Origin of the sequence: Parafilimonas sp., from assembly GCF_047606085.1 — a bacterium.
Classification (GTDB): Bacteria; Bacteroidota; Bacteroidia; order Chitinophagales; family Chitinophagaceae; genus Parafilimonas.
Map to the genome: position 1 here is coordinate 1 of NZ_JASGEX010000233.1, position 26,960 is coordinate 26,960.

The following is a 26,960-nucleotide window of genomic DNA, read 5'->3' on the forward strand; positions in this document are numbered from 1 at the left end:
CTAAATGATATAATAACACACTTACATTGTGAGATTTTGATATAGCTTCTGCCATTTATCAAATCTCCAAAATCTTTTTAACTTCATAGGCCCAGGGGCAAGCCCACTGGGAATTCTTTAGATTAAAATAAACCGTATGCGCGTAAGATAGCGCAGGTATGCAGGGTTAGCTTGTGGGTTTGGGGGTACTGGTGCGGTGCATAGTCGCGCCAGATGGGGCGCATTTTAGCGGCGCAAATTTTTAAGTTGCCTTTTATAAACACACGCCTTCACACGTCATGCCCGGCCTCACCGGGCATCTGATGGTTGAATGCTTAGGCTGCAATTTTTTTGCAGGCTCCACAATATTGCAACAGCAGGTTCCCGCCTGCGCGGGAATGACGGTGCGAAGTGGCTGCCTAAATTTTGCTGTATGGCTTTTTAAAAGCTTATAAACCGGGAAACAAGTCTTTCCATTCAGGGTTAAAGCCACTAATCAATTTATCCTTCCATTCCCGCTTCCATTTTTTTAATTGTTTTTCTCTTGCTATCGCATCTTCAATCCTGCCGAAGGTTTCGTAATACACAAGTTTATTGCAATTGTATTTTGCAGTAAATGAACTGGAATAAAATTTATTAATGTGTTGAGGAATTCTTGTAAATAAATCTGAAGTGACACCAATGTACAAAACTTCATTGTGCACATTGGTCAAGATATAAACCGTTCCTCCATATTGCATGTATTAAAGTTATGGATTTGTTTTGTTTGTTGTAATTCATATCGCTGTTTTGTGTTGTGCGGCCTGGCATTAGCTAATTTACTGAATTGCTTACAACGCAGGGCCTCAGGCTGCACACAAGCCTTTGCAATGAAGGCCCTGCTGCAACAGAAATTAATTCATTTTATTTTCAAATTTCGTTCCCGAATTTCTTAATGTATAAGAAGTAGTTGAAATTGTATTATGCAAGGCTTTGGCGCCGCTAATAACTTCACTTTCATCGGCATCGCCGTCATACCATATAACTATAGGGAAATTTCCACCATTAGTATAAAAACTCCTGTACTTGTTAACCATGTTGTTGGTCAGGGATTGTGAATAGCCAAGCTGGCCGGTTTCATTGGTTATTAATTTGAGGGATGGTATAGCCGTATTGAAATATTGTATGGTGCTGTCTAACGCTCCTGCAACAAGATTATCAGGATTTTTATTATAAGGCGGATCATAAGGGCTTGTACTATCTTCCGGCCAATATCTTGCAATTACGGGCTCATACCAGTGAATATTAATATAAGAAAGATAATTAACCAATGCATACTTCCCAACAAGATATTTACCTAAATTAATGAGAGAAGTATATGTTCCTGCATTTAAATCATCAACAAAATCCTGCTTAAAAACTTTTCTTGCCCATGTATTTGCGACAGATGTGTCATAGGTACTTTTTAACCAATTCCAGGTGAGTGCGCTCGCAAGAAAACAGACAATACCCCCATTGGTTATTTTTACTGATTTATTATGACAAACAATAGCTGCCTGTCTCAGCATTCCCAGGTATTTGTTTAATGCGGCCTGGGTGGTATTGATGTAGTTTGATGCATTAGTTTCTTCGTTTTCTACTACCACAATGCCAGGTTTCATGTGCTCTCCGGTATTGCTTCTGTTGTCTATTGAATCAAGTATCTCGCTTACAAAAGCTGCGTAGGCTGTTGAGTCTGCAAAAGCATACTGGCTGCCGGGTTGGTTCCAGAGAATATTTACAGCAGGTGAAAACCCTTTATCCCATAAATTTTTAAACATCGTTAAAAACTTATCCCTCGATGCTGCAGTTGGCCATACATCGTGGTTAATCTGGATACGGATATTTTTCGCACCGTAAGCCGAATCAAGCAGGAGCTTCACACTGTCAGTAACGTTTGTTTCAACGTCTGTGGCGCCTGGGGACTGGCTACTATAAGCAGCATTTATAAATATGCCAAATTGCGAAGCCGTGTCATTAAACGTTAAGTTGTCGATGTGCATTGATGCTTTAATAACAGTATTACCTTCATTAAAGTTTTTCTTACAACTTATAATTGCAAACATGCAAAAGCATAAAAAAAAGCAGCATTGGTTTTTCATAAGCGCATTTTTATAGGTTAAACAATTTTTTTATTGGGCAAGCCTTAATGCCAAAGGAGAATATATTAATTTAGTTAAATGCAATATAAGCTTTATCAAACATATATTTGTTTCTGATGCAATAATTTATTTTCAATAATTTTAGTCTTTAACCATAACTGTTAACCGCTATGAAATTGATTGTATCCAAACCTGAAAAATCGTTTCCCCTGTTTACAAATCCTATTTGGATTTTAAGTATGTTTTGCTTTTTTTCACCTCTGACCGGTTGCCATAAACAAGAAATAAAAATCCCTGAAATTCCTGGAGACACTACTTCGCCGGTAATATCCAGTTCACGCCTTAATGTAATTTTAATCTTAGCAGATGATGTTGGATATGAAGTTCCAAGTTTTTGCGGCGGGCAATCTTACCAAACACCTAACATTGATTTTATGGCTGCAAACGGCACCCAGTTTACAAATTGTTACGGCAGTGCATTATGCTCGCCATCAAGGTTTATGTTATTAACCGGAAAATATAATTTTAGAAATTATGCCACATGGGGGGTAATGGATCAGTCCCAGCGCACTTTTGCCAATATTTTTAAGCTGGCAGGATATACTACCTGCGCTTCGGGAAAATGGCAATTTGATGGCGGAGATAATTCCATAAAGCTGTTTGGGTTTGATAAATACAGAGTAAACAACGCTTATAATTTAAACAGCGGGGGCAGTGAAGAAACAGCAAACCAGTTTTATAAAAACCCGCAGATATATGAAAATGGAAGCTATTTACCAGACAGCGAAACCAATGGTAAATATGGCCAGGATATGTTCAGGGATTATGTATTTGATTTTATTGACAGCAATGCCAATAAAAACCCGTTTTTTGTGTATTGGGCATTGGACCTTTGCCATGCCGCCTTTAGCCCCACGCCCGATGATGCCGCATTTGCATCGTGGGATCCCAATGCGCCAAGGAGCCTTAATGATACGCTGTATTTCCCTGAAATGGTAACATATATGGATAAGCTTATTGGGGAGTTGGTGAATAAAGTAAAAGATGTTGGGATTGCAGACAGCACCATTATTATATTTACGGCTGATAATGGCACAGCCAATATCATTCACAGCAGTACCAATGGCATTATAGTGCCTGGAGGGAAATCTTTACCTTTAAACCTGGGCACACACATGCCGTTTGTTGCTTATTGCCCGGGGTTGGTACCTGCTGGCAGGAAGGACACTTCACTTATAAGCTTTGCTGATTTTATGGCAACTTTTGCAGATATAGCAAAGGTTTCAATACCTGCATCTTATGGCACTACAGACGGAGTAAGCTTTGCCCCGCAATTAACAGGACAGCAATATATATTGCGGGATTGGGTCTTTAATCATTATCCCGGGGCAGGCAAATATGAAAATGATCCGAAGCATTTACGCAGGTGGATGCAAAACGCTGTTTACAAGCAATATGATACAACAGCTAATCCCAAGGGTGGAAAGTTTTATAACCTTGCTGCTGATCCTTTTGAACAAAATCCGCTTAATAATTCAGAATTGACTACCGAGGAGAAAGCCTTGCGCAAGTCCTGGTTTAAAACCATGTCAACACTCCATTAGTTTGGCAGAACAAAATTATTTTGATGATTTAAAAATTGTTTTACATTCGCAGCGCACAAATGAAAAAGTTAAGCTTACATATCAATTGGTGGTGGCATACAAATTCTCTAAGGGGTATGTAACGCTATTGCTATATAACGATATATAACAGCCCCGGCAATACCGGGGCTGTTTATTTAATAACACATCAAACAGGAATTATTTTAACTACATGAAACCGGGCATGATAATTTTTCTCACAACAGGGGAATGTGCATAGCGAGGTTCCATGAGACAACTGAAAAACAAATATGCACGAATGAAAAAGATCCGGATAGAAACACGCAGCAAAAAAATGCTTTCCGATATATACACGCCCGTTGGCATATACCTGCGGCTGCGTGACAGGTTTCGCGATACCATTTTACTTGAAAGCACCGACCATCATTCAGCAGAAAACAGTTATTCCTTTATCGGCATCAATGCTATAGGCGGCATTGAAATATCCAGCTTTGCTGAAGTGGAACTAAAATACCCAAACCTGCAGCCTGAAAAAAAACCCATTGGCCAGGCTGCCAATATACCGGCATTGCTGTGGGATTTTATGCAGCAGTTTGAAGTGGCGGAAACGGATGATGATGCCGCTAAAATTGCCCAGGGCCTGTTTGGCTATTGCTCGTATGATGCCGTTCAGTTTTTTGAAACGATAGAATTAAAAAGCAAAAAGCAGCCACCCGAAATACCGGTAATGCGATACAGGCTGTATCAGTACGTGATTGCCATTAACCATTTTAAAGATGAAATGTATGTATGCGAGAATGTAATGAATGGCCTGCCAGGCGGGCTGGAAGCCATAGAATCGCTTATAAAAAGTAAAGATGTTCCGGTATTCCCGTTCAAAATAAAGGGAGCGGAAACCGCCGGTATTACCGATGAGGCATATATGGAAATGGTGAAGAAAGGCATTAAGAGCTGCTTGCGCGGCGACGTTTTTCAAATTGTTTTAAGCAGGTGGTTCCGGCAGCAATTTACCGGCGATGAGTTTAATGTATATCGTGCTTTGCGCAGTGTAAACCCTTCGCCCTATTTATTTTATTTTGATTACGGCGATTACAAGCTTATGGGCTCAAGCCCTGAGTCGCAGTTGATCATTAAAGATGAAAAAGCCGTTGTGCATCCTATTGCCGGTACTTTTAAACGCACCGGCCATGCGGCAAAAGACCGTGCGCTTACAGAAGCCTTATTGCAGGATGCAAAAGAAAATGCAGAGCATACCATGCTGGTTGACCTTGCCCGCAACGATCTCAGCCGGTGTTGCCACAATGTGCATGTAAGCTATTTCAGGCAGGTGCATTATTACTCGCATGTTATTCACCTGGTGAGCGAGGTAACCGGCAATGTGGGCAAAGATGCCAATCCTTTTGAATTGATCGCCCTCACTTTTCCGCAAGGCACTTTAAGCGGTGCGCCAAAGTATAAAGCCATGCAACTGATAGATGAATATGAGCCAACCATACGCGGCTATTACGCAGGCTGCATAGGCTTCATTGGTTTCGACGGCACCTGCAATACAGCCATTATGATACGCACTTTTTTAAGCAGGGAAAACACCCTGCATTACCAGGCCGGCGCCGGCATTGTAGCCGCATCGAACCCGGAAAATGAGCTGCATGAAGTGAACAATAAATTAGGGGCGCTTAAAAAAGCAATTGAGATAGCCCAAACAATTTAATGACGACAGACCATGGTCCATGGTCAATGGACTTATTTAAAATGAAAATATTAATCTTCGATAACTACGATTCATTTACTTACAATCTTGTTCACCTGGTTGAAAAAATAATACATCAGAAAGTTGATGTATATCGAAACGATAAAATATCACTGAAGCAGATCGGCGATTATGATAAGATCATCTTATCGCCCGGCCCTGGCATTCCGTCTGAAGCCGGTTTATTATTGCCATTGATCAAAGAATATGCACCATCAAAATCTATACTGGGCGTTTGTTTGGGTCACCAGGCCATCGGCGAGGTTTTTGGCGGGCAGCTTACCAATCTTTCCAGCGTGTTTCATGGCGTGGCAACGCCGGTGAAAACAGTCAACGGTCAACAGTCAACGGCCAACAGTCTGTTGTTTAAAGGTCTGCCCCAAACTTTTCCCGTTGGCCGTTATCATTCCTGGATTGTGAGCAGGGAAAATTTTCCCGATGAACTGGAAATAACCGCAGAAGATGAAAATGGTTTTATCATGGCATTACAGCATAAAACCTACGATGTGCAGGGCGTGCAGTTTCATCCCGAAAGCGTGCTTACACCTGATGGGGAAAAGATCATGCGGAACTGGCTTACCACGATTTAACTGATTAATGCTTATCCCCCTGAACACATTATGAAATATAAAAGTAAAATCAGGAATATTTAAGGCTAAAATCCCGGTAAATAATCAGCAAAACCGAGGACATTTAAGGTTAAAATCCCGGTATGGAATATAAGCACAGTGATATAACTGAAAGAATAATAAAAGCAGCGATGGCTGTTCATTCCACTTTAGGCAATGGTTTTCCTGAAATAGTTTATCAAAGAGCCTTGGCTATAGAATTCAGTCTTATGAACATAAACTATAAAAAAGAGTATTCAATGCCTGTCTATTATAAGGAAATACACATTGCAGACCGGAGAGTTGATTTTTTAGTTGAAAATATAATCTCTGTTGAAACCAAAGCTGTAATAAAACTTGATAATTCATGTCTTGCACAGGGATTGAATTATCTTGAAGCATACAATTTGGAAGTTAGGATGTTAATCAATTTTGGTGCGGCAAGCTTAGAGTGGAAGAGACTATTTAATAAAAAATATAAACCCAATATACAAACGACTTAAAATAATCAGTAAAATCAGGTCATTTAAGGCTAAAATCCCGGTATGAAAAAGATACTACAATACTTATTTGAATACAAGACCCTGCCTTACGATGAGGCAAAAGAAATACTCATCAATATTTCAAAAGGCAGTTATAACGAAACAGAAGTAACTGCATTTGTAACGGTGTTTCTTATGCGCAGCATTACCATTGAAGAACTGGAAGGCTTCCGCGATGCCTTGCTGGAGCTTTGCGTAAAAGTGGACCTGAACGGCCATAAAACCATAGACATTGTAGGCACTGGCGGCGATGGAAAGAATACATTCAATATTTCAACGCTTGCCTGTTTTATTGTGGCAGGCGCCGGGCAAAAAGTGGCCAAGCATGGCAATTACGGGGCCACATCGGTAAGCGGCGCTTCCAATGTAATGGAGAAACTGGGTTATATATTCAAGCATGATAATGCGCAACTAAAGCGGGAAATAGAAGAAGCCAATATCTGCTTCATGCATGCGCCCCTGTTTCACCCCGCTTTAAAAACCGTTGGCCCCATACGCAGAAACCTGGGCTTAAGAACGTTCTTTAATATGCTGGGCCCCATGGTAAACCCGGCTTCGCCATCATTCCAGTTAGTGGGTGTATATAACCTGGAAATGGCAAGAATGTATAATTATCTTTTACAAAAAAGCGGCAGGCCTTTTACTATTATTAATGGGCTGGACGGTTATGATGAAATATCGCTTACCAACGATGCAAAAGTGATAACCAATAACGGCGAAAAAATTAAAACGCCAACAGAGCTTGGAAAAAGGTTTGTTGAAGCCCATGATATTACCGGCGGAAGCACCACCGATGAGGCGGCAAACATATTCATGCAAATTATAAAAGGCGAAGGCTCCTGGGCGCAAAATGCAGTGGTGCTTGCCAATGCGGCCATGGCGCTTCAATGCACGGGCAATTATAAAAATTACAACGATGCTTATAACGCTGCCGTGGAAAGCCTTGAAGAAGGAAAAGCATATTCTGCGTTACAAAAACTAATTTCGCTGCAATGAATATTCTGCAAACAATAATCGAAAAAAAGAAACTGGAAGTGGCCGAAAGAAAATCAATCATGCACATTGATTTTTTAAAATCACTCAACAAAAATTTTGATGGCAAAGGCTTATCGCTTAAACAAACCCTTTTGAACGGCCATCCCAATATCATTGCCGAGTTTAAAAGAAAATCCCCTTCAAAAGGCTGGATCAGCCAGCACATACATATTGGCGAGGTAGTGCCCGCGTATGAAGAATATGGTGCGGCGGCCAGCTCCATTTTAACCGATGAGGAATTTTTTGGCGGTAACATAGAAGAATTAAAAATTGCAAGGCTTGAGGTTGACATTCCTTTGCTGCGCAAAGATTTTATGATTGATGAATATCAGCTTTACGAAGCCAAAGCTTATGGCGCAGATGTTATTCTTTTAATAGCTGCATGCTTAACAAAGGATGAGGTAAAGCAGTTTGCCGCAAAAGCAAAAACGCTTAACCTGGAGGTGCTGCTTGAGATCAAGTCAGAACAGGAAGCTGAATACATTTGCGATGAGGTGGATATAATTGGCATCAATAACCGCAACCTCGAAACCTTTGTTACCGATATACAAACTTCGAAAAACCTTATTAAGCTTTTATCAACCGATAAGCCTGTGATATCCGAAAGCGGCATATCAAATGTGGAAACAATTAATACTTTACATACACTTGGGTTTAAAGGTTTTTTAATAGGCGAAAATTTTATGAAAGCGCCAAAACCTGCGGTTGCTTTTGCTGAATTTATGAAAGCGCTTAAAAAGCAAATGAAGCCTGCTTTATAAGTGTTGGGTAATTTTAATTATTGATGAAGTTATTTGAAGTATTTTCCGGCTGCGCCAATCTTCAATCAACTATCAATATTCAGCAATAAAATATGACTGAATTAAATAACCAGGCTGCAAACAATGTAAAGCAGCGCGACCATTTCAGGATTAAAGTATGCGGGCTTACCAATGTAAAGCAGGTAAGCCAGCTAAACGAGATTGGGATTGAATTTGCCGGCTTTAATTTTTATCGCCGCTCACCCCGCTATGTGTATAAAAGCATGCCTTCAACCGCCATAAAAAAAATGCGCGGCAAAATAAACAAAGTGGGCGTTTTTGTGGATGAAGACGTGGACGAAGTGCTGAGAACGGTGGATGATTGCGGCTTATACCTCGTGCAGTTGCATGGCAATGAATCGCCGCGCTATTGTGAAAAAATTTCAAATTATATAACCGTCATCAAAGCATTTCGTTTAAGCAGTGATGATAACGTGGAATGGAAAATAAAAGACTATTATGATGCAGCCGACATGTTTTTATTTGATACGGAAACGCCCGCATTTGGCGGCAGCGGCAAAAAATTCAACTGGCAGATATTGAAAGATGTGCTTATTAATAAACCATTCTTTTTAGCCGGCGGCATATCGCCTGAAGATGCAGATGAAATAAAAAAGTTTGCCGCGCATGCAGTGGCCAAAGACCTGTTTGCAATAGACATTAACAGTAAATTTGAACTGATGCCCGGCGTAAAAGATATAGAACTGGTGAAAGCTTTCAGGAAGAGACTAAGTGACCCTTTGCTGCCAAATTTGTTTGAAGAAAATATCTGAGCCAAAGCATGAATTACCTTAAGCGGCTTATCATGCGGAAGTTGGAATACTTATAAATTTTGGCGCAAATAGCGTGGAGTGAAAAAGATTATTCAATAAGAAACATACGCCAGTTAATTAAACAATCCGTGTAAAATCATGGTTCAGGCAACTATCCGCAAAGCTGCAGAAACCGATCTGCAGCCAATACTTGATATTTATAATGATGCCATTCAGCATACAACGGCTGTATTTCATTATGACCTGCAAACAATGGAAATGCGTAAAGCATGGTTTGCACAAAAACAGGAAGACAATCTTCCTGTTTTTGTGGCGGAGGAAAATGATATGGTCATTGGCTTCAGCACATTTGGCCCTTTCAGAAACTGGCAGGGTTATAAATATTCGGTGGAGCATTCTATTTATGTAAAGCAGGGGCAACGTGGAAAAGGCATCGGCAAATTATTAATGGAGCCTTTGATTGATGCTGCCAGGCAAATGCACCTGCATACCATAATAGCCGGTATTGATGCGGACAATATCGCCAGTATTCAGTTTCATAAACAATTTGGGTTTGAAGAAGTGGGTTATATAAAACAGGTGGGCTGGAAGTTTGGCAGGTGGCTCGACCTGGTGTTTATGCAGTTGATGTTATAAAGTGCACCGTTATGCTGCGCTGCGAAGTCTCCGTACCTGAAGTGCTCGAAACCTGCATTAACGATCCGCGATCCATAGGATCGATCGCCTATGTGTGTAGAAATAATTGTGCCGGGGGGATTTCCACACCGTAGGTGTGGCACATGTAAACGTTCCGTTCCAATGGAACGGTAAAGAAACATTACGGGCAGCATTGTACACACGTTAAGCCTCTATGAGGCTTTAAGAAAATGGTTTCGAACAGCTATGGGTCTCCGGACTTCGCAGGATTATGCGCCAAGTCTCCGGACTTGAAATAAATAATTATGAAAGAAAATTATTTCAAAGAAGGGTATTCAATTAAAGACCAGTTTGCAACGCATTTCTTAACATTAACTGTTTGCGGATGGATAGATTTGTTTACAAGAAAAATGTATAAGGATATTTTAGTTGATGCTTTTAAATATGCGCAGGGGCAAAATCAGTTAATATTATACGGATATGTAATAATGAGCAATCATTTGCACGTTATTGCAAGGGCAAACGACAAGCAAAAGAAAACTTTGAGCGATATTATACGCGACTTTAAAAAATTCACACATCACGAAATGATGCCTGTTATAAATAGCGAAGCAGAAAGCCGCCGCAGGTGGATGCTGCATCAATTTGCTTATTATGGAAAATATAACCCGAATAATGAGACGATGCAGATATGGGAAAACAACAACCATCCTGAAGAATGCTTTACAAAAGCATTCACAGATTCAAAACTGTATTACATTCACGAAAACCCTGTACATGCGGGCATTGTAAAAAATGCAGAAGACTACGTTTATTCAAGTGCTTCAAATTATGCGGGTAAAGGAGGGATACTGGATGTTGAACTTATTTAAAAAAGTCGGAGACTTTGCGCATAGCAACTGCGAAGTCCGGAGACTTCGCAGAGCGTTTGCAATTAGCACATTGCTCAATAGCAATTCATCAGCCGCAGTGATGCGACGCAACCGTGCTCAATAGCACTGCAAGGCTGGCATCATAAAAATATTTCTTACGATAATCCTGCGAAGTCTCCGGACTTCGCAGGATTATGCGACAAGTCTCTGACTTGAAATAAAAAAACAAAAATGATAAACATAGTAACACCCAACAACAAAGGCACTTACAAGCAACCAGACATTTTTGGTTATTACGGAAATTTCGGCGGCGCCTATATTCCTGAAATGCTGCACCGCAACGTGGAAGAGTTACGCGATAAGTATCTGCAGATCATGTATGAAGACAGCTTTCAGAAAGAGTTTCAGCATTTGCTGCATGATTATGCCGGCAGGCCCACGCCTTTGTTTCTTGCAGAGCGGTTAAGCAAACAATTCAATACAAAAATTTATTTAAAGCGGGAAGATTTAAACCACACCGGTGCGCATAAAATAAACAATGCAATAGGCCAGGTATTGCTGGCCATACGCCTGGGCAAGAAAAGGATTATTGCAGAAACAGGCGCCGGGCAGCATGGCGTGGCTACGGCAACAGTATGTGCATTAAAAGGCCTTGAATGTATTGTGTATATGGGCGAAGTGGATATGGAGCGCCAGCAGCCCAATGTGGCGCGCATGCGCATGTTAGGAGCAACGGTATTGCCTGCCACCAGCGGCAGCAAAACCCTGAAAGATGCCACCAATGAAGCCATCCGCGACTGGATCAACAATCCCAATGATACACATTATGTAATTGGTTCCGTGGTGGGCCCGCACCCCTACCCTGATATGGTAGCGCGTTTTCAGAGCGTGATAAGCGAAGAAATGAAAAAGCAGTTGAAAGAGAAAGAAGGAACAGCGCTTCCCGGCTATGTGGTGGCCTGTGTGGGCGGCGGCAGTAATGCGGCCGGCGCCTTTTATCATTACCTCGATGACCTGCAGGTGCAACTGGTTGCCGTGGAAGCTGCCGGCTGCGGTGTAAACAGCGGCATGAGTGCTGCCACAACACAGCTTGGCAAACCCGGCGTTTTACATGGCAGCAAAAGCCTGGTGATGCAGACACCGGATGGACAGGTGGTAGAGCCGCACAGTATTTCAGCGGGCCTGGATTACCCCGGCATCGGGCCTTTGCATGCACATTTGTATGAAAGCGGCCGCGCTAAATTTTTAAGCGCTACCGATAAAGAATCGTTAGATGCTGCTTTCAATCTTACCAAGATGGAAGGCATCATTCCCGCACTTGAATCGGCGCATGCACTGGCGGCATTGAAACAAATGAAGCTGAAACCAAACGATATTACGATAGTTTGCTTAAGTGGCAGGGGCGATAAAGATTTGGCAACGTATATGAAGGCAATGGAATAAAACCAGTAAGCGTTTTTATTTGTTCAAAAGTTCACGGGTTCACTTGTTCACGAGTTGCTCCCCAATTCCAAATTCCTACTAATCAACCATTCAACTACACCCAACGCATCAAACCAGCAAGCTTTCAATAACAGCAAAGCCTTCTGCAGGTTGCAACTGTTCCCACAGTATCTTATAAACAATATCAGCTATAGGAATATTTACCTGCAGGCTTTGATTGGTGATATGGATACATTTGCTGGCATTATAGCCTTCTGCCACCATGCCCAGTTCAAGCTGCGCCGCTTTAACGGAATAGCCTTTGCCGATCATGTTGCCCAGCATGCGGTTACGGCTGTATAAAGAATAGCAGGTAACCAGCAGGTCGCCAAGATACACAGATGCCGCGTAGTTATGCTGAACACCGGAAGCTTCATGTTTTACTTCATGCAAAAAGCGCATCATTTCGCTGGCGGCATTGGCAATGTAAACACTTAAAAAATTATCACCGTATTCAAGGCCGTGTGCAATGCCGGCGCCTAATGCATAAATATTTTTTAAGATGGCGGCATACTGAACGCCTAAAATATCAGTGTTCACAACGGTATTTATAAACGCTGTTTTAAAACTGCCTGCAAGTTGTTTTGTTATAGCTGCATCAAGTCCCGAAAAAGTGAGATAGGATAATTTTTCAGCGGCTACTTCTTCTGCATGACAAGGGCCCAGCACCGTAAAATACGCTGCAAGCGCCACATTAAAATTATCGGCAAGATATTCATTCAACAACTGATTTTTCTCTGGCAGTATTCCTTTTATAGCAGAGATAATTTTCTTTCCGGCAAACACATCCTTATTCAGGGTGCTCAATGATTGGTGCACGTATGCCGATGGAATTACAATAACCAGCACATCGCTTTTTTCAATCACATAATTCATGTTGCTGCTTAACTGCAGTAAATCTGTATTAAAAAAGGCGCTGTTTAAATAATGGGGATTATGCCTGCGTTGTGCCAGTTGATTGATGGTATCTGTATTGCGTATATACCAGTAAATATTTTTGCCGTTACCGGTTAAAATTTTTGCCAGTGCTGTAGCCCAGCTTCCACTTCCTATTACTCCAAATTGCATGCAATAAATTAAAGCATCAAAGATAACAAAGGCCGGCTCAGTTTTTTAAACTGAGCCAGCCTTTGGAATTTCCTCATATCCCATGCCTTACCCCTCATTTCATCTGCCTATTTCTTCTCAAAGCTTTTTACAAGCTGATCCTTATTTACCACCTTAACCTTATCGCCGTTCTTCAGGGTTTTGCTTACCACATCATAAGGGCCGGTAATAATCTGTTCATCAGCTTTTAAACCGCTTGTAACTTCAATGTTGTTAATATCCTGGATAGAAGTTTTCACTTCGCTCATTTTAACCTTGCCATCAGGCTGCAAAACAAAAACCACTTCTGACAGGTCGTTGTCATTGCTGCCGGTAACGCTATTATCAGCTTTAGTTTTGTTTATTGAGTCGGCTTTCTGCACATCAGCCCTGCTCCTGGTGGTTACGGCATTCAAAGGCACGGTTAAAACATTTGTATGCGTTTGCGTTTGAATGTCGGCGCTGGCCGTCATATTCGGGCGGAAAGGAAATGGCTGCCCTTTTACAATAAGGTCTTTATAATCTTGAGGGAATAAGCGTATATGCACTTCATAATTGGTTACGGAAGTGGAAGAAGAGCTTGAACTGCTGCTGGTTAAGGTTGATGTTTCGGGATTGGCTATTTTATACACCACACCTTTGAATTTGCGGTTGTTGAAGGCGTCAATTTCCACTATTGCTGTATCGCCCAGCTTTACTTTAGGAATATCATTTTCGCCCACATCTACCTGCACTTCAATGCTGTTTAAATCGGCTATGCGCATCATTTCCGTGCCCACATTAAAGCTGTTGCCGGCCACACGTTCGCCTTTCTTCACGCTTAATAAACTTATCACACCATCCATTGGGGCCGTAATGGTGGCGCGCAAAAGGTCTTTATTGGCGCTGTTTAAGCCGGCCAGGGCATTTTGCACATTGGCCTTATTGGCATTAATGCCGCTTTGTGCAGCGATATAATTGGCTTTTGCAGATTCGTAAGCCTGCTGCGCCGTTTCAAATTCTGACGGTGAAATAACTTTCTGGTCGAGCAAGGTTTTCTGGCGTTTAAAAGCAGCTTCTGCCTGATCGAGGGTTGCTTTTAATGCGCCCAGTTGCGCCTCTGAATTCAGCACCTGCGCCTGCGATTGCGCCACCACGGCAGCAGCCTGGTCTCTTTGTGAAGAATAGATATCAGCATAAATTTTAGCAACCACCTGCCCGCGGCGCACGGTATCGCCTTCCTGTACATTCAGCTCCACTATTTCGCCGGAAATATCGGGGCTTACTTTTACCTCAACTTCAGGAAACACTTTTCCTGTTGCCGTTACTGTTTCGGTAATGGTACGCATAACAGCTTTTTCAACAGTAACTTCTGTGCCTTCATCCTTGCCCAAAATACCGGCCTTGCTTAAAGCAATAAGTAATATAATTATTACTAACAGTATCCCGATTATCCATTTTAATTTTTTACTCATACTATAAAAATTTATGTATTCATCTTAAAACTGTACGCCCTGGCCTTTATAAAATTCCAGCACTTTCATTTTGAAGATGTAATCGTACTTGGCAGACGCCTGGTTAATTTTGGCTGTGAATAAATTGGTTTGAATGGTAATGTAATCTATGGTGGAAAGTATGCCTATCTCATATCTTTTTGTGGCAAGATCATAAGCATACTGTTGTGTTTGCACCGCTTTTGTGCTTGAATTGTATTTTGCCAGGGCCGCCGCCGCATTGCTATACGCCGTATAAACATTTTGCTGCAGGGTTAAATCATCGGCGCGTTTTTGAAGCCTATAATTTTCAAGATTGAGTTTGGCGCGGTCGTAACTGGTCCTTAGCTGTCTTCCGTTTAAAATAGGAATGTTCAAAGAAACACCGAATGACTGGGCAAAGTTAATATTGCCCATCTGCTTAAAATAAGGTGCTTTTCCATATACAGGCACAAGCCCGCTGCTCACGATATAATCGCCGGCATGCGTGAAAACAGTATCGGAATAAGGCTTATTGCCAACAGGCTGCGAATAGGTACTTGCATAATTGGTAGAAACCTGTCCAAAGGCGCTAAGCGTGGGATACATAGCGCCCCTGGCGCTTTTTACAGCATATTCGCCGGAAAGAATAAGCACGCTGTCTGATTGCTGCAAAGGCTGGCTGCCCAAAGCCAACTGGTAAATATACGCCGGGTCAAGCTCTGACAATGGCGGAATGGGGATTTTATCAACATCAGGCGTTGCCACCCTGAACGGCGTGGATTCATTTAAGTTAAGCATGGCCACTAACTGAATGCGGTTTTGATCCGCCGTGCCTAAAGCAGAAATATAGCTGGAGCTGTCTGTTGCCAGTTGCGATTCAAGCTGCGCCGCATTTAATTCGGGCATGCTGCCTGCATCTACCAGTTTTCTCGTATTATCCAACTGCGCCCGCGTTTGATCTATCTGCACTTTTGCAATGTTGGCCTGTTCCACCGCCAGCAGGGTTTGCAGATAAGAAGCAGCTACATTTAATGCCACATCATTTTTTGCTTTATCAATCCCTATCTTCGCAGCCTCTTCATTTTTAGCGGCAGCCAGCTTATTGTTTTTTATACTGAAGAAATTGAACAGCGTAATGCCTGACTGTAGAGTATAACTTTGAAAAAACACTTCATTGTTGGTGAACTGGTTTGTTGTGGGATCAATGCTGCGGCCAAACTGCCAGCCAGCCTGCGTATTAAAGCCCAGGGTTGGAATAGCCTGCCAGTTCGCAGCTTTCTTATCCAGCGTTGCCAGCCTTGCCTGCACATCAGATTGCTGTACACTCACATTGTTGGCCATGGCGTAGTCAACACATTTGCGAAGGTCCCAGGTTGCCGTATCCTGCGCACGCATTTTCCCGGATAAAAAGAGAAGAAGAAAGATTGCAATATATTTCATCATTTTTTTCTCATATTTAAAGCAGGGTGTATTCATAGTAACGATTCAGCCCGCTATTTTACCTTAACAAAAATAACAGAAAGCAATACTGCCGGTTCTTAAATTTACATAAACGGAAAACTAACTTGTTGAAACAGTTATAACTGTATTTAACGAAGGAAGTTTAATGATCACGCGGCAGGTTTTGTTTGCGAAGTAGCCGTGTTTCGCTTTCTTTGAAAGAAATTTCAGGTATGCGCATTTTAATAGATATGGACGATGTAATGGCCGATGCAGTAGAAAGGTTTTTTGAATGGTATGAGCGGGATTTCGGCATTCGCTATACAAAAGCAGATATTCCCGGCAAACATTTCTATCAAATAGTGCCCGAAGCGCACCGGCAAATAGTAAGAAGTTACCCGCATCAAAAAGGCTTTTTTAAAAACCTGCCCGTAATACAGGATGCCAAAGAAGTGATAGAAGCATTGAACAACCTGCATGAAATATATGTGGTTTCCGCGGCTATGGAATTTAAATATTCTTTCACCGATAAGTATGAGTGGCTGGATGAACATTTTCCCTTTATACACTGGAAGCACCGGATATTTTGCGGCAACAAACATTTGGTAAAAGGCGATGTATTAATTGATGACCATGATTTTAACCTGTCGTTTTTTCCCGGCAGGCCTATTGTTTTTACAGCCCCTCATAACCTGCATTATACGGAATATGAAAGAATGAACGGCTGGCTGGAGGCAAATAAGTTTTTTGAAGGACTGCCATAAAGCTGTTATAACCACCTGAAAGCTGACACCTGATAGCCTGTAAAACATATAAAATGAAACCTGTTATAACCATAGAATATTGTCCCAAATGCGGCTGGATGCTGCGTGCCGCTTACATGGCGCAGGAACTGCTCACTACTTTTACCGGAGAATTAAAAGGTGTATTGCTGCAGCCTGCCGAAATAAGCGGGCGGTACATTGTTTATATTAATGGCAATAAAATTTTTGACCGCAAGGAAGCCGGCCGGTTCCCTGAAATAAAAGAGCTGAAACAACTGGTAAGGGATGTGGTTGCGCCCGGTAAAGATTTGGGGCATAGTGATAAAACCAGCCACAGTTAAAGCTATAAATAAAAAAGCCCAAATGTTTTCTTAAAAAAATTTGGATATAAAAAAATTTAACTTCACATTCGCGTCACGAAAAACATGATAACAGTGAAAGTGCTACGCTCATATTTGCCAATGGCCACCAGGAAAATGAATTTTTTCCCGGGGCATGATACGATTGCGGGCATGGTTACTTATTTTAAGCTAACCTGAACTGTTACTAACTGATTATAACAACCCCGCTTTGCAGCGGGGTTTTTTTTATGGCTTTCCGGCAAACCTGGCTGAATTATACCATGAGAATAAATTTTAAAATCAGGATGAAAATGCTGGCAACCTGAATTTCAGTAAAGGATTATTAATGCACTTTTGCAATCCGAAAATCAGGTCAATCAAATAAACCGTGGTCAGGCAAATGGCATTATTAGAAGTAAAACATATCTCGAAAAGAGTTGATGGCAATATAATTATTGATGATATAAGCTTTGAACAACAGGCATTGCAAAAGATAGCTATTGCAGGAGAATCAGGCGCTGGTAAAACTACTTTGCTGAAAATGATAACCGGCCATATACAACCAACAGGCGGTTCCATTTTATTTGACGGTGAGCGGGTGGCCGGGCCCGAAGAAAAACTGATGCCCGGCCACAAACGAATGGGATATTTATCGCAGCATTATGAATTGCTGAACCATTACCGCGTGGAGGAATTGATTTGGTTTGAAAACCATCTGGATGAAGCTGAAGCCAAACAGTTATTTAAAATATGCAGGGTAGATCATTTGCTGCACCGAAAAACAAATTATTTATCCGGTGGCGAAAAACAAAGAATCGCTTTATGCATGTTGCTGGTTAAACAGCCGGGGCTGTTAGTGCTGGATGAACCATTCTCTAATCTTGATCCTGTTCATACCAGCACCTTAAAAGACGTACTGGATGATATAACCGGAAGATTGAAGATCACCTGCATGCTTACATCGCATGATCCGCATGATACACTTTCATGGGCCGATATGATCCTTGTAATTAAACAAGGAAAATTATTGCAGCAGGGCAGCCCGCAGGAATTATATCACAGGCCTGTTAACGAATATGTGGCCGGTATGTTTGGCAAATACAATTTGCTGAAACCGGCAACGGCTGCATTGTTTGGAATAGACACCAGGGGAAATACCGTAATGACGCGGCCTGAAAATTTCAGGATATATAAAACAGGCAGCGGCGTAAAAGGCATCATCAATAAAGTAAGCTTCTGGGGCAGCTTTTATGAAATGGAAGTATGGATTGATGATACAAAGCTTACCGTAAGAAGCGATAGCGGCGAATGGAGGAATGGAGATAAAGTTTTTGTGGGAATTAGTTAATTCTCCAGCCCGGATCATTGAGGATATTGAAAAATCAAGAAAAGAATAGGTGACTGGCTTCTTAATCTTATATGCAAACTCATCGCAAAGAATTACCCTTGAAATATGCGTTTCAATCAATTCAGCCGAAACGTTGTTCCCGGGAAAACCTTTTTGGACAATAAGCTGTTCAATGTTTTGTTTTGTCATTTTTCAGAAAAAGATAAGTAGCCGTTTCCTCCAGCATATCATTAATGTTATCATTGGTTGAATGCAGCACAAGATGATGATGGTTCTTAACCGGTTCCCACACTTTTTTCATGGATTGATACATGGTAAAATCTGCATCACCCTGCATAGCTTCATGCATATTTTCTTATCGAAATAAGAAGCCCGGCGTTTGCTTTCGCATGATCACGATCAGCTTTTGAATTGATACAAATCATTGTATCGGATTATATAAATGTCTTGCTTTATCATGCAGTTTTCCTTCACTTAAAATATCCACGTTATGCCTGCCGAAAAATACAGAGCGGAAGCGCTACTGTTAACCGCTGCTAAATGCCAGCCTTGTATTTCTGTTATAATGCCATTTGAACCGAAGATGCATTCCAGGGCTGCTATTGAGCAGTCGCTTAAAATAACAGTTGATAAAATAAAACAGGAGCTGCATAAAAATTTTTCCAAAGAAACGGCAGATAAAATGCTGGGTAAATTGCAGCAGGTTACCGGCCAGCTCGACTTTAACACTCATAAGAAAAGCGTGGCCATATATGTGTCTCCGCTAATGGAAAAACTGTATTACCTGGATATTGAAGTGCGTGAAAAAATATTGACAGACACTTCTTTTGAGATAAGAGAAATTATACGCAATAAAAAATATACCCATGAATTTTTATTGCTCGTTATAAGTACAGGCAATGAAAAGATATATGCAGGCAATGAAAACAAGTTGCAACTGATCATTGCAAACAACGCAATGCAGGCACAAAGAGGCTTGCGCGGGCCTGTGGCCGGCTTTGCTGAGGCTTCAGCAATAAAAGAAACAGCGCAAAAAAAGTTCCTTCATTATGTGAACAGCACACTTTTGCACATTCTTAAAATTCACCCGTTGCCCCTGTTTGTAATGGCGCCTCAAAAAACGATGGGCTATCTCCAAAATATTTCATATCATCAAATAAATTTCAGCGGTTTTGTGCACGGTAATTTTGATGATGCCACAGAGAGCGAATTATTAAAAGCTCTTGGGCCACAGCTTAAAAATTTATCCACCGTTAAAGAAAAACATTTAATGAAGCGGCTGAAGGCTGCACATCATGACCGCCGGCTTGTAACAGGCATTCATGATGTTTGGCTGCGGGCAGGCCGCAGGCACAAACAATTGCTTGTTGTGGAAAAAGATTTTTACTGCGCTGCTTTTGTTACGGAAAAAGGCGAAACAATTTTCAGCAATATTGATACAGAAAACAAGGTGATTGCAAAAGACGCCGTGGATAACATAATTGAAATGGTACTGGAAAATGGCGGCGATGTGGAATTTGCTGATGATTTAAAGGCATATAACAGGATTGCATTGATTGAGGCTAACAATGATCAGATGATTTAGCCAGACCAATCGTTAATTACATACATAAAATTTAGCCACAATCCGGTTGACAGCCGACTGCTGTACCTGTTTTTAAACGCCAAACTTAATTCCCTGTGCAAGTGGCAGGTGCGTACTATAATTTATGGTATTTGTTTGCCGGCGCATATAAGCTTTCCAGGCATCGCTGCCGCTTTCTCGGCCGCCGCCGGTTTCCTTTTCGCCGCCAAAAGCGCCACCGATTTCCGCTCCGCTTGTACCAATGTTTACATTAGCAATACCACAATCACTGCCTTCAGCCGATAAAAAATATTCCATCTCACGCATATTACTGGTAAAGATGGAAGAAGAAAGGCCCTGCGGCACACCATTTTGTTTTGCTACCGCTTCTTCAATAGTGGAATATTTGATAACATATAATATAGGTGCGAAAGTTTCTGCCTGAACAATATCCAGTTCATTATCAGCTTCAATAATACAGGGTTTTACATAACAGCCGCTTTCAAACCCTTCACCTTCCAGTACCCCGCCTTCCACAATTATTTTTGCCGACCGGGATTTCGCCTTTTCAATAGTTTTTAAATAATTATCTACCGCAGCCTTATCTATCAATGGCCCCACATGGTTTTCTGTTTTCAAAGGGTTGCCGATCTTTAATTGGCTATAAGCCGCTTTCAGGCTTTCAATTACTTTATCATATACATTTTCATGGATGATTAACCGGCGGGTGGTTGTGCAACGCTGGCCGGCTGTTCCCACCGCACCGAAAACAGCCCCGGTGAGCACCATTTTCAAATCAGCATTACCGGTAACAATAATGGCGTTGTTGCCACCAAGCTCCAGGATTGATTTGCCCAAACGGGATGCCACCGTAGCCCCTACGATTTTCCCGATTTCGGTTGAACCGGTGAAAGAAACCAGTGCAACCCGCTCATCCTTACACAGTGTTTCGCTAATGGCATCGCCGTTAATTAAGCTGCTAATACCCCCCGGCAGGTTATTATTCTTTAATACTTCCGTAATTATTTGCTGGCAGGCCACAGCACACAGCGGCGTTTTGGGAGAGGGTTTCCAGATGCACACGTTGCCGCACACCCAGGCAATGGCCGCATTCCAGCTCCATACTGCAACAGGAAAATTAAAAGCAGAAATAATCCCGACAATTCCCAACGGATGCCATTGTTCGTACATACGGTGGCCAGGCCGTTCGCTGTGCATGGTTAAACCATACAATTGGCGGCTGAGGCCAACGGCAAAGTCGCAGATGTCTATCATTTCCTGTACTTCGCCCAGGCCTTCCTGCAGGCTTTTGCCCATTTCATAGCTCACCAGTTTGCCAAGCGGTTCTTTGTTCTTTCGCAGCGCCTCGCCAAACTGGCGGACAATTTCACCACGGCCGGGCGCAGGAACTTTGCGCCATTCCAAAAATGCTTTTTGCGCTGTTTCCAAAACCCTGTTATAACCTTCGGCTGAAGTTTCCGAAACACTGCCGATTAATCTTCCATCAACCGGCGATACGGAATCTATTTTCTTACCCGAACCTGTAAAAGTTTCAGAACCGGTTGAGGTACCGGCGTTTTCAGTTGCTATGCTGAGTTGTTGTAAAAAATCCATGTAAATAATTTTTAAAGATGGGTGCTTCTAAAGCCTAATTAAAACGGAATGCAGAAAGCAATACAAGGCTGCAAATTTAAGCATCTATTCTTACCGGGAGAGAAGACAGGTTTTAAAAAATTAACTGCCGGAACAGAAAAAAGCAGTTTTCAGTATGGAAAAATAAATAAAATATCTATAATCTAATAATTAAAATCATATAATACAATTTTATTTATTTATTATCAATTAGTTATTATATAAAATATAGTTTTTAAACTTTTCAAATTTAATACCGATATTTAAATTTAAATATTGAGTTTATACTGCTTATTTTATATAAATTAAAGTATCATATAAAATTTATTAATTATTGATTTACAATATAATATAATTGAAATATCTACCCAATTATCTTAGGCTATAGGAATCATCATCTAACCTGTTCATAACTAAAATATATAGCTGAATTTTTTAGGCGTAAAGAATAAGAAAAGGGATGAATTAGAATTAAATATGAAGTAAGAAATCCAATGAGGCATTTTAATAGCCGGCTATTAAGTAACCTGTTGGAATTAGGTAAACCAATAAAATTGAGAGAATGTTTTTGGTAGTCTTGCCCAAGCAGGTTTTGGTTTTTAATTGCAGGTACGGATAAATTGAATTTTGTTTTGTAAGTAAAAATTACCCGGTGTTAAATTCAGGTATTGGAAAATTATAGCCCTGGTTAAACCTGAATTTGGTAAGGATTCAAGCCGGAATTATTTTTTTACATAAAATGCTTTTTATCAACACATATTAATTTTATCAGTTTTATCTGGCATAATATTTTGTTTAAAAACTGAACATGAAAAATTTTCCAGTCATTATTTGCTGCATGCTATTATTGGTATTCATCAGTTGTTCAAGAAAAAGGATTCCCCAAAAACCTGCAACAACTATTTTTGATACCACCAGTGTCAATACAGGCAAAAAGCCGGTTTTAATTGACTCTACGGCAAAGGCGGATTCCGGCACAACAGTTATTACAGCGGCAAGAGTGTTGGTTATAGCAGATGGTTATGGCAGGCTTATTACACCACAGCAGAATTTGCCGCAGGATACAGGTATCAGTTATAATAACCTGCAACTCTCAAAAGGCTTCACTACCCAGCAACGGGCTAATATGCAGGCGCGGTACAAGACCATCCCGCCCCGTGTTCTTTACGTACCTCAGCAATATGCAAGAAGTTCCTTAAAGGGTAGTTATTATATTTATAACAACAAGTTTTGGTACTGGAAGAAATCGGATGGACTGTTTTACTTAGATGAAAAATATTACCTGTAGGCATATAATCCCAAGCTTAAGTTTGGGGTTAGCAAAAGGCAAGCGCATAAAGGGTTTAGCCCAAGAGAAAATATTTTAGCCGGACAACAATACGCTGAATCCAATAATTACTGATGAGTAGTATATGTAAAAAACAAACCAGCAGGAAAAATTTCATCAAAGGTTCCTCCTGGCAAAAAACAATAATAATTTACAGGAGAAAAAACTATAAGCAATAAAAAACTGAAAGCAATTGAGAGCACAATTTTTTTATAATGCCTGTTTTGTTTAGAAACTTATTTTTTGAATTGCTGAACATCAATTTTATTTTTTTAATTAAATACCAATGTGCCTCATTTATCGCGGCTGCGGGAGTTTGCTTCTGTACCATTCCACATATATTGAGTATTTCGCTGCCGTTCATCGCCATTATTAATCCAATATCAAAGCGTACTTTTTTTCCTTTAAAAATATCCGTGATATTCAAATCCTGTAATGGAATGGCTGCTTCTATTATATAGCCTTTTCTATCATCATCCATTTTTGTTACCACATTAATTTCCAGCTGCTGCACCATGCCATTAAACCAGAAATATTTTTTTTCTAAAGATGCACCTGCTAACACTATCTGCCGGTCTTTTACTTTTAGTGCGCCTCCTTCAGTTGGATTGTCAGCGCCAAAAAAGATTTCAATGCCGTCCCCGTTCCAAACTTCATTTCCTGAAAAATTATTGGTCATGGAGTTTTCATCTGTAATATGTGCATATACATACAGGCAGCTTTCATCATAAGCAAGGTTTATAGAAGCCGAGGATTTTTTTGCTGAAGACCAGTTACTCTTTGCTTATCTGTTAGTGAAATCACTGCACCTTTTGTGCCAGTAACTGTCTAAAACACCATCAATCTGTATAGCTTGCGAAGCTTTAAATATGGTAATGCTGTTGGCAAGGTTTCGTTCAGCTTTACCTGGCCCAAAATAATATTTATAAGGTTTTTTTATTTCCTAAAACCAGGTCGTAAATGGAATAGTTCGTTTTCATAACCGAAGCAAGAAAAATCTTTATAAGGCCTGTCGGCAACATTGAGAAACCCTATGTCGAAACTTCGCCATTATATCCCTGAAACCATCGGCCGGTAACAGCCTGGTCGATAAAATTCAAACCAATGCGTACCCACCACGCAGCCGCTTGCAGCAAGGTTTTCAACATAGTTTCGGTAGGCCTGCCCTTTTTGCAATTCATTATCCATCATTTCCGCTGCGCTGGTTTGCCCTTGTTCGGGGTGGCCGTAATGAAATTCTGTAAGCATTATTGGCTTTCCGGAAATTTCATGTATTGATTTTATCAGTGGCACATCAACATCGTAAGTGTAATAACTATAACTTATAACATCCAAGTATTTTCCTGCAACATGGCAAATCATTTTTCTCAGCTTTTCAAGTTTTCATCGTTATCATTCAAATAAGCTTTATTAAACCGGTAATCTTTGTTATCCTTATGCAGGGTAAATTCCGGCAGCCATTCATATATATTTTCACGACCATTTACTTTGGTATAAGTGTCGCCGGTATAGCTCACACCATTTACACCCAGGCTAAAATATAAGTTACCAAGCGGGTCCACTAATAGCGTCCTGTTTTTCCATTTTTCGATATGGAAAGAACCGGTTGGCTGAAAGCCGAATTTGTGGCCGCTGCCTGGCAGCCCTCCGTATTTATCCCAAACGGGCGGATGTAGGTTAGCGTAATAATCTTTATCTGCTCCAACATCTTCTTTTAACTCATCATCGCTTAAAACTTTTGCTTTAAACCCTGCTTTTATTAACTGGCCATATCTGTCAACTATTTTTCCTTTATCAGCATTTTGGCCCAGCACTATGTTGTTTATGTTTATAAAAAAAAAGAACAGTAAACCGCCAATATCAACTAAATAACCAAACCGTTTAAGCATAAGGCTCTCTTTATCTTCTGTTAATTGAATTAAATAGGTATAGGCGTTTAGTTATCCCGATATTTCTTAGCTTCTGCAATGAAAAAGCGGGATAAATTTACTGGCATGGATCCAATCAGTATTTTAAAACAGAAGAAGACTGTTTGAAGTATATCGCAGAAACTAAACGGGCGCAGGGCTACAAGTGCTTGAATTGCGGATGCATTATACTCCTCACGGAATAAAAATGTGCAATCGTTAATTAGTCAAAGTACAAGTCACCCGGGCTTATTGCCAACCTTACATTTTCGCCTCACACGCGGCGTTCCGGTCGGTGAGACACCGACCGGTAGCGGGCTTTACAGGCGGGTGGTGACACCCGCCTGCGAAAATTTGAAATGCACCCGTTATTATAAATAGCTCTTAACAACCCTGATTTTAACTAACCTGAATCCAGGATTCAGGGCCGATTTTCCAACATTGGTTTTGTTTAAACTACCTTGTGCAGGGCTGCTATAAAATCCCCGGTGGTAAGCACCTTATGCGTTAATTAAATTGTTATAATCCGGGTTACTTATGAATGGTAAGCTTGAGCGTTTACCTGCATGCTATTGACCGCTGACACTCACATGAAGCCTATTCGTTTATAGCAGCAATGCCGGGCAGTGTTTTGCCTTCAAAAAATTCAAGCATGGCGCCGCCGCCGGTTGATACATAACTCACCTTATCTGCAAAACCAAACTGGTTTACCGCCGCAACACTGTCGCCGCCGCCCACCAAAGAAAAAGCGCCGTTTTGCGTAGCCTCTGCAACTGCTTCTGCAATTGTTTTTGTGCCATGCTGAAAACATTCCATTTCAAAAACGCCCATCGGCCCATTCCATAAAATGGTTTTTGCATTAAGAATAACTTTTGTAAACATATCGCAGGCCATGGTACCAATATCAAGCCCCATCCAGCCATCAGGAATTTCGGTGCTTAAAGAGGAGGATATATCAGCATCGCTGGCAAACTTATCGGCAATGATAGAATCGCCGGGCAAATGAATGCACACATTCTTTTCTGCTGCTTTCTTCATTATTTCTTTTGCCGTATCAAGCCGGTCTCCCTCACACAAAGAAGCGCCTATTTTTCCTCCTGCTGCCTTAAAAAATGTATAAGCCATGCCGCCGCCAATAATAATGCCGGTTGCTTTTTCCAGCAGGTTTTCAAGAATTAAAATCTTATCGCTCACCTTGGCGCCGCCAATAATGGCAACAAAGGGTTTTTCCGAGTTATGCAAAACTTTTTCCGCAGAGGCCACCTCTCCTTCCATCAGAAGGCCAAACATGCGTTTTTCTTTGGGGAAGAATTTTGCAATTACAGCGGTAGAAGCATGGGCGCGGTGCGCCGTGCCAAAGGCATCATTCACATACACATCGCCCAGCTTGGAAAGCTTTTCCGCAAAAGCTTCGTCGCCTTTTTCTTCTTCCTTATAAAAGCGAAGGTTTTCAAGCAATAATACATCTCCGGGTTTTAATGCAGCCGCTTTTTGCTTTGCATCTTCGCCAATACAGTCATCTGCAAACTGTGCGCCTCCATCCCCTGAAGGGGCGTTAGAAAAACCAAGCAGTTGGTTAAGACGGGCAACCAGATGTTTTAGTGAATATTTATCTTCCGGGCCTTCTTTCGGCCTGCCGAGATGGCTCATCAGTATCACGCTGCCGCCATCGTTCAATATTTTTTTAATAGTGGGAATGGCAGCTTTCATTCTTGTATCATCTTTTATTTCCAGCGTTTGTTTGTCAAGCGGAACATTAAAATCAACACGGATCAGTGCACGCTGATTGGCGAAATTGTAACCAGAAAATTTGCTCATGTTTTTTGAAATTAGAATTATAAAGCAATGCAGCGAAAGTAATTAAGAAATGCCAGCCATGCGCAAACCCCGCACAAT

Annotated in this window: 25 protein-coding genes and 1 pseudogene; 15 read left to right on the top strand and 11 right to left on the bottom strand. The window is 41.2% G+C overall.

Features of this window, described 5'->3' with window-relative positions:
- Nucleotides 1-428: 428 nt before the first annotated feature.
- Both QM629_RS20680 and QM629_RS20685 read right to left on the bottom strand, forming a co-directional pair.
- Complete coding sequence (locus QM629_RS20680) at nt 429-719, bottom strand: GIY-YIG nuclease family protein (RefSeq protein ID WP_415161813.1); 291 nt, start codon at nt 717-719, stop codon at nt 429-431.
- A 153-nt stretch (nt 720-872) separates the two neighbouring features.
- Nucleotides 873-2,000 carry a hypothetical protein gene (locus QM629_RS20685; protein ID WP_415161814.1) on the bottom strand — a complete coding sequence of 376 codons (1,128 nt, stop codon included), beginning with the start codon at nt 1,998-2,000 and terminating at the stop codon, nt 873-875.
- Nucleotides 2,001-2,338: 338 nt separating this feature from the next.
- Here QM629_RS20685 and QM629_RS20690 point away from each other — a divergent pair, with 338 nt between their 5' ends.
- The 10 genes from QM629_RS20690 (at nt 2,339) to trpB (ending at nt 12,162) form a co-directional block, all read left to right on the top strand.
- Nucleotides 2,339-3,703 carry a sulfatase-like hydrolase/transferase gene (locus tag QM629_RS20690; RefSeq protein WP_415161844.1) on the top strand — a complete coding sequence of 455 codons (1,365 nt, stop codon included), beginning with the start codon at nt 2,339-2,341 and terminating at the stop codon, nt 3,701-3,703.
- Between the two features lie 298 nt (nt 3,704-4,001).
- Nucleotides 4,002-5,414 (top strand): anthranilate synthase component I family protein, encoded by a 1,413-nt coding sequence (locus tag QM629_RS20695; protein WP_415161815.1) that lies wholly within the window; start codon nt 4,002-4,004, stop codon nt 5,412-5,414.
- 41 nt (nt 5,415-5,455) lie between these two features.
- Nucleotides 5,456-6,043, top strand: a complete 588-nt coding sequence (locus QM629_RS20700) for an anthranilate synthase component II (protein ID WP_415161816.1) — start codon at nt 5,456-5,458, stop codon at nt 6,041-6,043.
- Nucleotides 6,044-6,165: 122 nt separating this feature from the next.
- On the top strand, nt 6,166-6,564 hold the full coding sequence (locus QM629_RS20705; protein ID WP_415161817.1) for a GxxExxY protein: 399 nt from the start codon (nt 6,166-6,168) through the stop codon (nt 6,562-6,564).
- 42 nt (nt 6,565-6,606) lie between these two features.
- The gene (gene trpD / locus QM629_RS20710) at nt 6,607-7,599 is read left to right on the top strand and encodes an anthranilate phosphoribosyltransferase (protein ID WP_415161818.1); all 993 of its coding nucleotides are present in this window, start codon (nt 6,607-6,609) and stop codon (nt 7,597-7,599) included.
- Nucleotides 7,596-8,399 carry an indole-3-glycerol phosphate synthase TrpC gene (gene trpC / locus QM629_RS20715; protein WP_415161819.1) on the top strand — a complete coding sequence of 268 codons (804 nt, stop codon included), beginning with the start codon at nt 7,596-7,598 and terminating at the stop codon, nt 8,397-8,399. Before trpD ends, trpC begins: the two co-directional genes overlap by 4 nt.
- A 92-nt stretch (nt 8,400-8,491) precedes the next feature.
- The gene (locus QM629_RS20720) at nt 8,492-9,211 is read left to right on the top strand and encodes a phosphoribosylanthranilate isomerase (protein WP_415161820.1); all 720 of its coding nucleotides are present in this window, start codon (nt 8,492-8,494) and stop codon (nt 9,209-9,211) included.
- Between the two features lie 138 nt (nt 9,212-9,349).
- Nucleotides 9,350-9,847, top strand: coding sequence for a GNAT family N-acetyltransferase (locus tag QM629_RS20725; protein ID WP_415161821.1), 498 nt, complete (start codon nt 9,350-9,352; stop codon nt 9,845-9,847).
- Nucleotides 9,848-10,152: 305 nt separating this feature from the next.
- Entirely contained in the window at nt 10,153-10,719 is a 567-nt protein-coding gene (locus tag QM629_RS20730) for an REP-associated tyrosine transposase (RefSeq protein ID WP_415161822.1), read from the top strand.
- A gap of 231 nt (nt 10,720-10,950) precedes the next feature.
- Nucleotides 10,951-12,162, top strand: coding sequence for a tryptophan synthase subunit beta (gene trpB / locus QM629_RS20735; RefSeq protein ID WP_415161823.1), 1,212 nt, complete (start codon nt 10,951-10,953; stop codon nt 12,160-12,162).
- A gap of 108 nt (nt 12,163-12,270) precedes the next feature.
- Here the strand turns inward: trpB and QM629_RS20740 are convergent, their stop codons facing one another.
- From QM629_RS20740 to QM629_RS20750, 3 genes are all read right to left on the bottom strand, one after another.
- Nucleotides 12,271-13,269, bottom strand: a complete 999-nt coding sequence (locus QM629_RS20740; protein WP_415161824.1) for an NAD(P)H-dependent glycerol-3-phosphate dehydrogenase — start codon at nt 13,267-13,269, stop codon at nt 12,271-12,273.
- Nucleotides 13,270-13,376: 107 nt separating this feature from the next.
- A complete protein-coding gene (locus tag QM629_RS20745) occupies nt 13,377-14,741 on the bottom strand; it encodes an efflux RND transporter periplasmic adaptor subunit (RefSeq protein WP_415161825.1) in 1,365 nt (454 codons plus the stop codon).
- A 24-nt stretch (nt 14,742-14,765) separates the two neighbouring features.
- On the bottom strand, nt 14,766-16,184 hold the full coding sequence (locus QM629_RS20750; RefSeq protein WP_415161826.1) for a TolC family protein: 1,419 nt from the start codon (nt 16,182-16,184) through the stop codon (nt 14,766-14,768).
- Between the two features lie 230 nt (nt 16,185-16,414).
- Here QM629_RS20750 and QM629_RS20755 point away from each other — a divergent pair, with 230 nt between their 5' ends.
- From QM629_RS20755 to QM629_RS20765, 3 genes are all read left to right on the top strand, one after another.
- On the top strand, nt 16,415-16,945 hold the full coding sequence (locus QM629_RS20755; protein ID WP_415161827.1) for a 5' nucleotidase, NT5C type: 531 nt from the start codon (nt 16,415-16,417) through the stop codon (nt 16,943-16,945).
- 53 nt (nt 16,946-16,998) lie between these two features.
- Nucleotides 16,999-17,286 carry a SelT/SelW/SelH family protein gene (locus QM629_RS20760; RefSeq protein ID WP_415161828.1) on the top strand — a complete coding sequence of 96 codons (288 nt, stop codon included), beginning with the start codon at nt 16,999-17,001 and terminating at the stop codon, nt 17,284-17,286.
- A 400-nt stretch (nt 17,287-17,686) separates the two neighbouring features.
- Nucleotides 17,687-18,634: an ABC transporter ATP-binding protein gene (locus tag QM629_RS20765; protein ID WP_415161829.1), complete on the top strand. Its 948-nt coding sequence runs from the start codon at nt 17,687-17,689 to the stop codon at nt 18,632-18,634.
- Between the two features lie 169 nt (nt 18,635-18,803).
- Here QM629_RS20765 and QM629_RS20770 read toward each other — a convergent pair whose 3' ends face one another.
- A complete protein-coding gene (locus tag QM629_RS20770) occupies nt 18,804-18,971 on the bottom strand; it encodes a hypothetical protein (protein WP_415161830.1) in 168 nt (55 codons plus the stop codon).
- Nucleotides 18,972-19,124: 153 nt separating this feature from the next.
- On the opposite strand from QM629_RS20770, the gene QM629_RS20775 reads away from it, so the two are divergent.
- Entirely contained in the window at nt 19,125-20,219 is a 1,095-nt protein-coding gene (locus QM629_RS20775; RefSeq protein ID WP_415161831.1) for a hypothetical protein, read from the top strand.
- A 72-nt stretch (nt 20,220-20,291) separates the two neighbouring features.
- Here the strand turns inward: QM629_RS20775 and QM629_RS20780 are convergent, their stop codons facing one another.
- Nucleotides 20,292-21,812: an aldehyde dehydrogenase family protein gene (locus QM629_RS20780; protein ID WP_415161832.1), complete on the bottom strand. Its 1,521-nt coding sequence runs from the start codon at nt 21,810-21,812 to the stop codon at nt 20,292-20,294.
- Between the two features lie 826 nt (nt 21,813-22,638).
- On the opposite strand from QM629_RS20780, the gene QM629_RS20785 reads away from it, so the two are divergent.
- Entirely contained in the window at nt 22,639-23,118 is a 480-nt protein-coding gene (locus QM629_RS20785; RefSeq protein WP_415161833.1) for a hypothetical protein, read from the top strand.
- A 205-nt stretch (nt 23,119-23,323) separates the two neighbouring features.
- On the opposite strand, the pseudogene QM629_RS20790 reads toward QM629_RS20785, so the two are convergent.
- The 4 genes and pseudogenes from QM629_RS20790 to QM629_RS20805 form a co-directional block, all read right to left on the bottom strand.
- A pseudogene (locus tag QM629_RS20790) lies at nt 23,324-23,920 on the bottom strand (sugar-binding protein); the annotation flags it as partial.
- Nucleotides 23,921-24,207: 287 nt separating this feature from the next.
- The gene (locus QM629_RS20795; protein WP_415161834.1) at nt 24,208-24,519 is read right to left on the bottom strand and encodes a hypothetical protein; all 312 of its coding nucleotides are present in this window, start codon (nt 24,517-24,519) and stop codon (nt 24,208-24,210) included.
- 5 nt (nt 24,520-24,524) lie between these two features.
- Nucleotides 24,525-25,046 carry a hypothetical protein gene (locus QM629_RS20800; RefSeq protein ID WP_415161835.1) on the bottom strand — a complete coding sequence of 174 codons (522 nt, stop codon included), beginning with the start codon at nt 25,044-25,046 and terminating at the stop codon, nt 24,525-24,527.
- A gap of 615 nt (nt 25,047-25,661) precedes the next feature.
- Complete coding sequence (locus QM629_RS20805) at nt 25,662-26,882, bottom strand: phosphoglycerate kinase (protein ID WP_415161836.1); 1,221 nt, start codon at nt 26,880-26,882, stop codon at nt 25,662-25,664.
- Between the last annotated feature and the right edge of the window lie 78 nt (nt 26,883-26,960).

What these genes read in the sequence shown, in the direction of transcription:
- QM629_RS20680 (WP_415161813.1), bottom strand. Translation starts at nt 719, where the DNA reads ATGCAATATGGAGGAACGGTTTATATCTTGACCAATGTGCACAATGAA.
- QM629_RS20685 (WP_415161814.1), bottom strand. Translation starts at nt 2,000, where the DNA reads ATGCACATCGACAACTTAACGTTTAATGACACGGCTTCGCAATTTGGC.
- QM629_RS20690 (WP_415161844.1), top strand. Translation starts at nt 2,339, where the DNA reads ATGTTTTGCTTTTTTTCACCTCTGACCGGTTGCCATAAACAAGAAATA.
- QM629_RS20695 (WP_415161815.1), top strand. Translation starts at nt 4,002, where the DNA reads ATGAAAAAGATCCGGATAGAAACACGCAGCAAAAAAATGCTTTCCGAT.
- QM629_RS20700 (WP_415161816.1), top strand. Translation starts at nt 5,456, where the DNA reads ATGAAAATATTAATCTTCGATAACTACGATTCATTTACTTACAATCTT.
- QM629_RS20705 (WP_415161817.1), top strand. Translation starts at nt 6,166, where the DNA reads ATGGAATATAAGCACAGTGATATAACTGAAAGAATAATAAAAGCAGCG.
- trpD (WP_415161818.1), top strand. Translation starts at nt 6,607, where the DNA reads ATGAAAAAGATACTACAATACTTATTTGAATACAAGACCCTGCCTTAC.
- trpC (WP_415161819.1), top strand. Translation starts at nt 7,596, where the DNA reads ATGAATATTCTGCAAACAATAATCGAAAAAAAGAAACTGGAAGTGGCC.
- QM629_RS20720 (WP_415161820.1), top strand. Translation starts at nt 8,492, where the DNA reads ATGACTGAATTAAATAACCAGGCTGCAAACAATGTAAAGCAGCGCGAC.
- QM629_RS20725 (WP_415161821.1), top strand. Translation starts at nt 9,350, where the DNA reads ATGGTTCAGGCAACTATCCGCAAAGCTGCAGAAACCGATCTGCAGCCA.
- QM629_RS20730 (WP_415161822.1), top strand. Translation starts at nt 10,153, where the DNA reads ATGAAAGAAAATTATTTCAAAGAAGGGTATTCAATTAAAGACCAGTTT.
- trpB (WP_415161823.1), top strand. Translation starts at nt 10,951, where the DNA reads ATGATAAACATAGTAACACCCAACAACAAAGGCACTTACAAGCAACCA.
- QM629_RS20740 (WP_415161824.1), bottom strand. Translation starts at nt 13,269, where the DNA reads ATGCAATTTGGAGTAATAGGAAGTGGAAGCTGGGCTACAGCACTGGCA.
- QM629_RS20745 (WP_415161825.1), bottom strand. Translation starts at nt 14,741, where the DNA reads ATGAGTAAAAAATTAAAATGGATAATCGGGATACTGTTAGTAATAATT.
- QM629_RS20750 (WP_415161826.1), bottom strand. Translation starts at nt 16,184, where the DNA reads ATGATGAAATATATTGCAATCTTTCTTCTTCTCTTTTTATCCGGGAAA.
- QM629_RS20755 (WP_415161827.1), top strand. Translation starts at nt 16,415, where the DNA reads ATGCGCATTTTAATAGATATGGACGATGTAATGGCCGATGCAGTAGAA.
- QM629_RS20760 (WP_415161828.1), top strand. Translation starts at nt 16,999, where the DNA reads ATGAAACCTGTTATAACCATAGAATATTGTCCCAAATGCGGCTGGATG.
- QM629_RS20765 (WP_415161829.1), top strand. Translation starts at nt 17,687, where the DNA reads ATGGCATTATTAGAAGTAAAACATATCTCGAAAAGAGTTGATGGCAAT.
- QM629_RS20770 (WP_415161830.1), bottom strand. Translation starts at nt 18,971, where the DNA reads ATGCAGGGTGATGCAGATTTTACCATGTATCAATCCATGAAAAAAGTG.
- QM629_RS20775 (WP_415161831.1), top strand. Translation starts at nt 19,125, where the DNA reads ATGCCTGCCGAAAAATACAGAGCGGAAGCGCTACTGTTAACCGCTGCT.
- QM629_RS20780 (WP_415161832.1), bottom strand. Translation starts at nt 21,812, where the DNA reads ATGGATTTTTTACAACAACTCAGCATAGCAACTGAAAACGCCGGTACC.
- QM629_RS20785 (WP_415161833.1), top strand. Translation starts at nt 22,639, where the DNA reads ATGAAAAATTTTCCAGTCATTATTTGCTGCATGCTATTATTGGTATTC.
- QM629_RS20795 (WP_415161834.1), bottom strand. Translation starts at nt 24,519, where the DNA reads ATGATTTGCCATGTTGCAGGAAAATACTTGGATGTTATAAGTTATAGT.
- QM629_RS20800 (WP_415161835.1), bottom strand. Translation starts at nt 25,046, where the DNA reads ATGCTTAAACGGTTTGGTTATTTAGTTGATATTGGCGGTTTACTGTTC.
- QM629_RS20805 (WP_415161836.1), bottom strand. Translation starts at nt 26,882, where the DNA reads ATGAGCAAATTTTCTGGTTACAATTTCGCCAATCAGCGTGCACTGATC.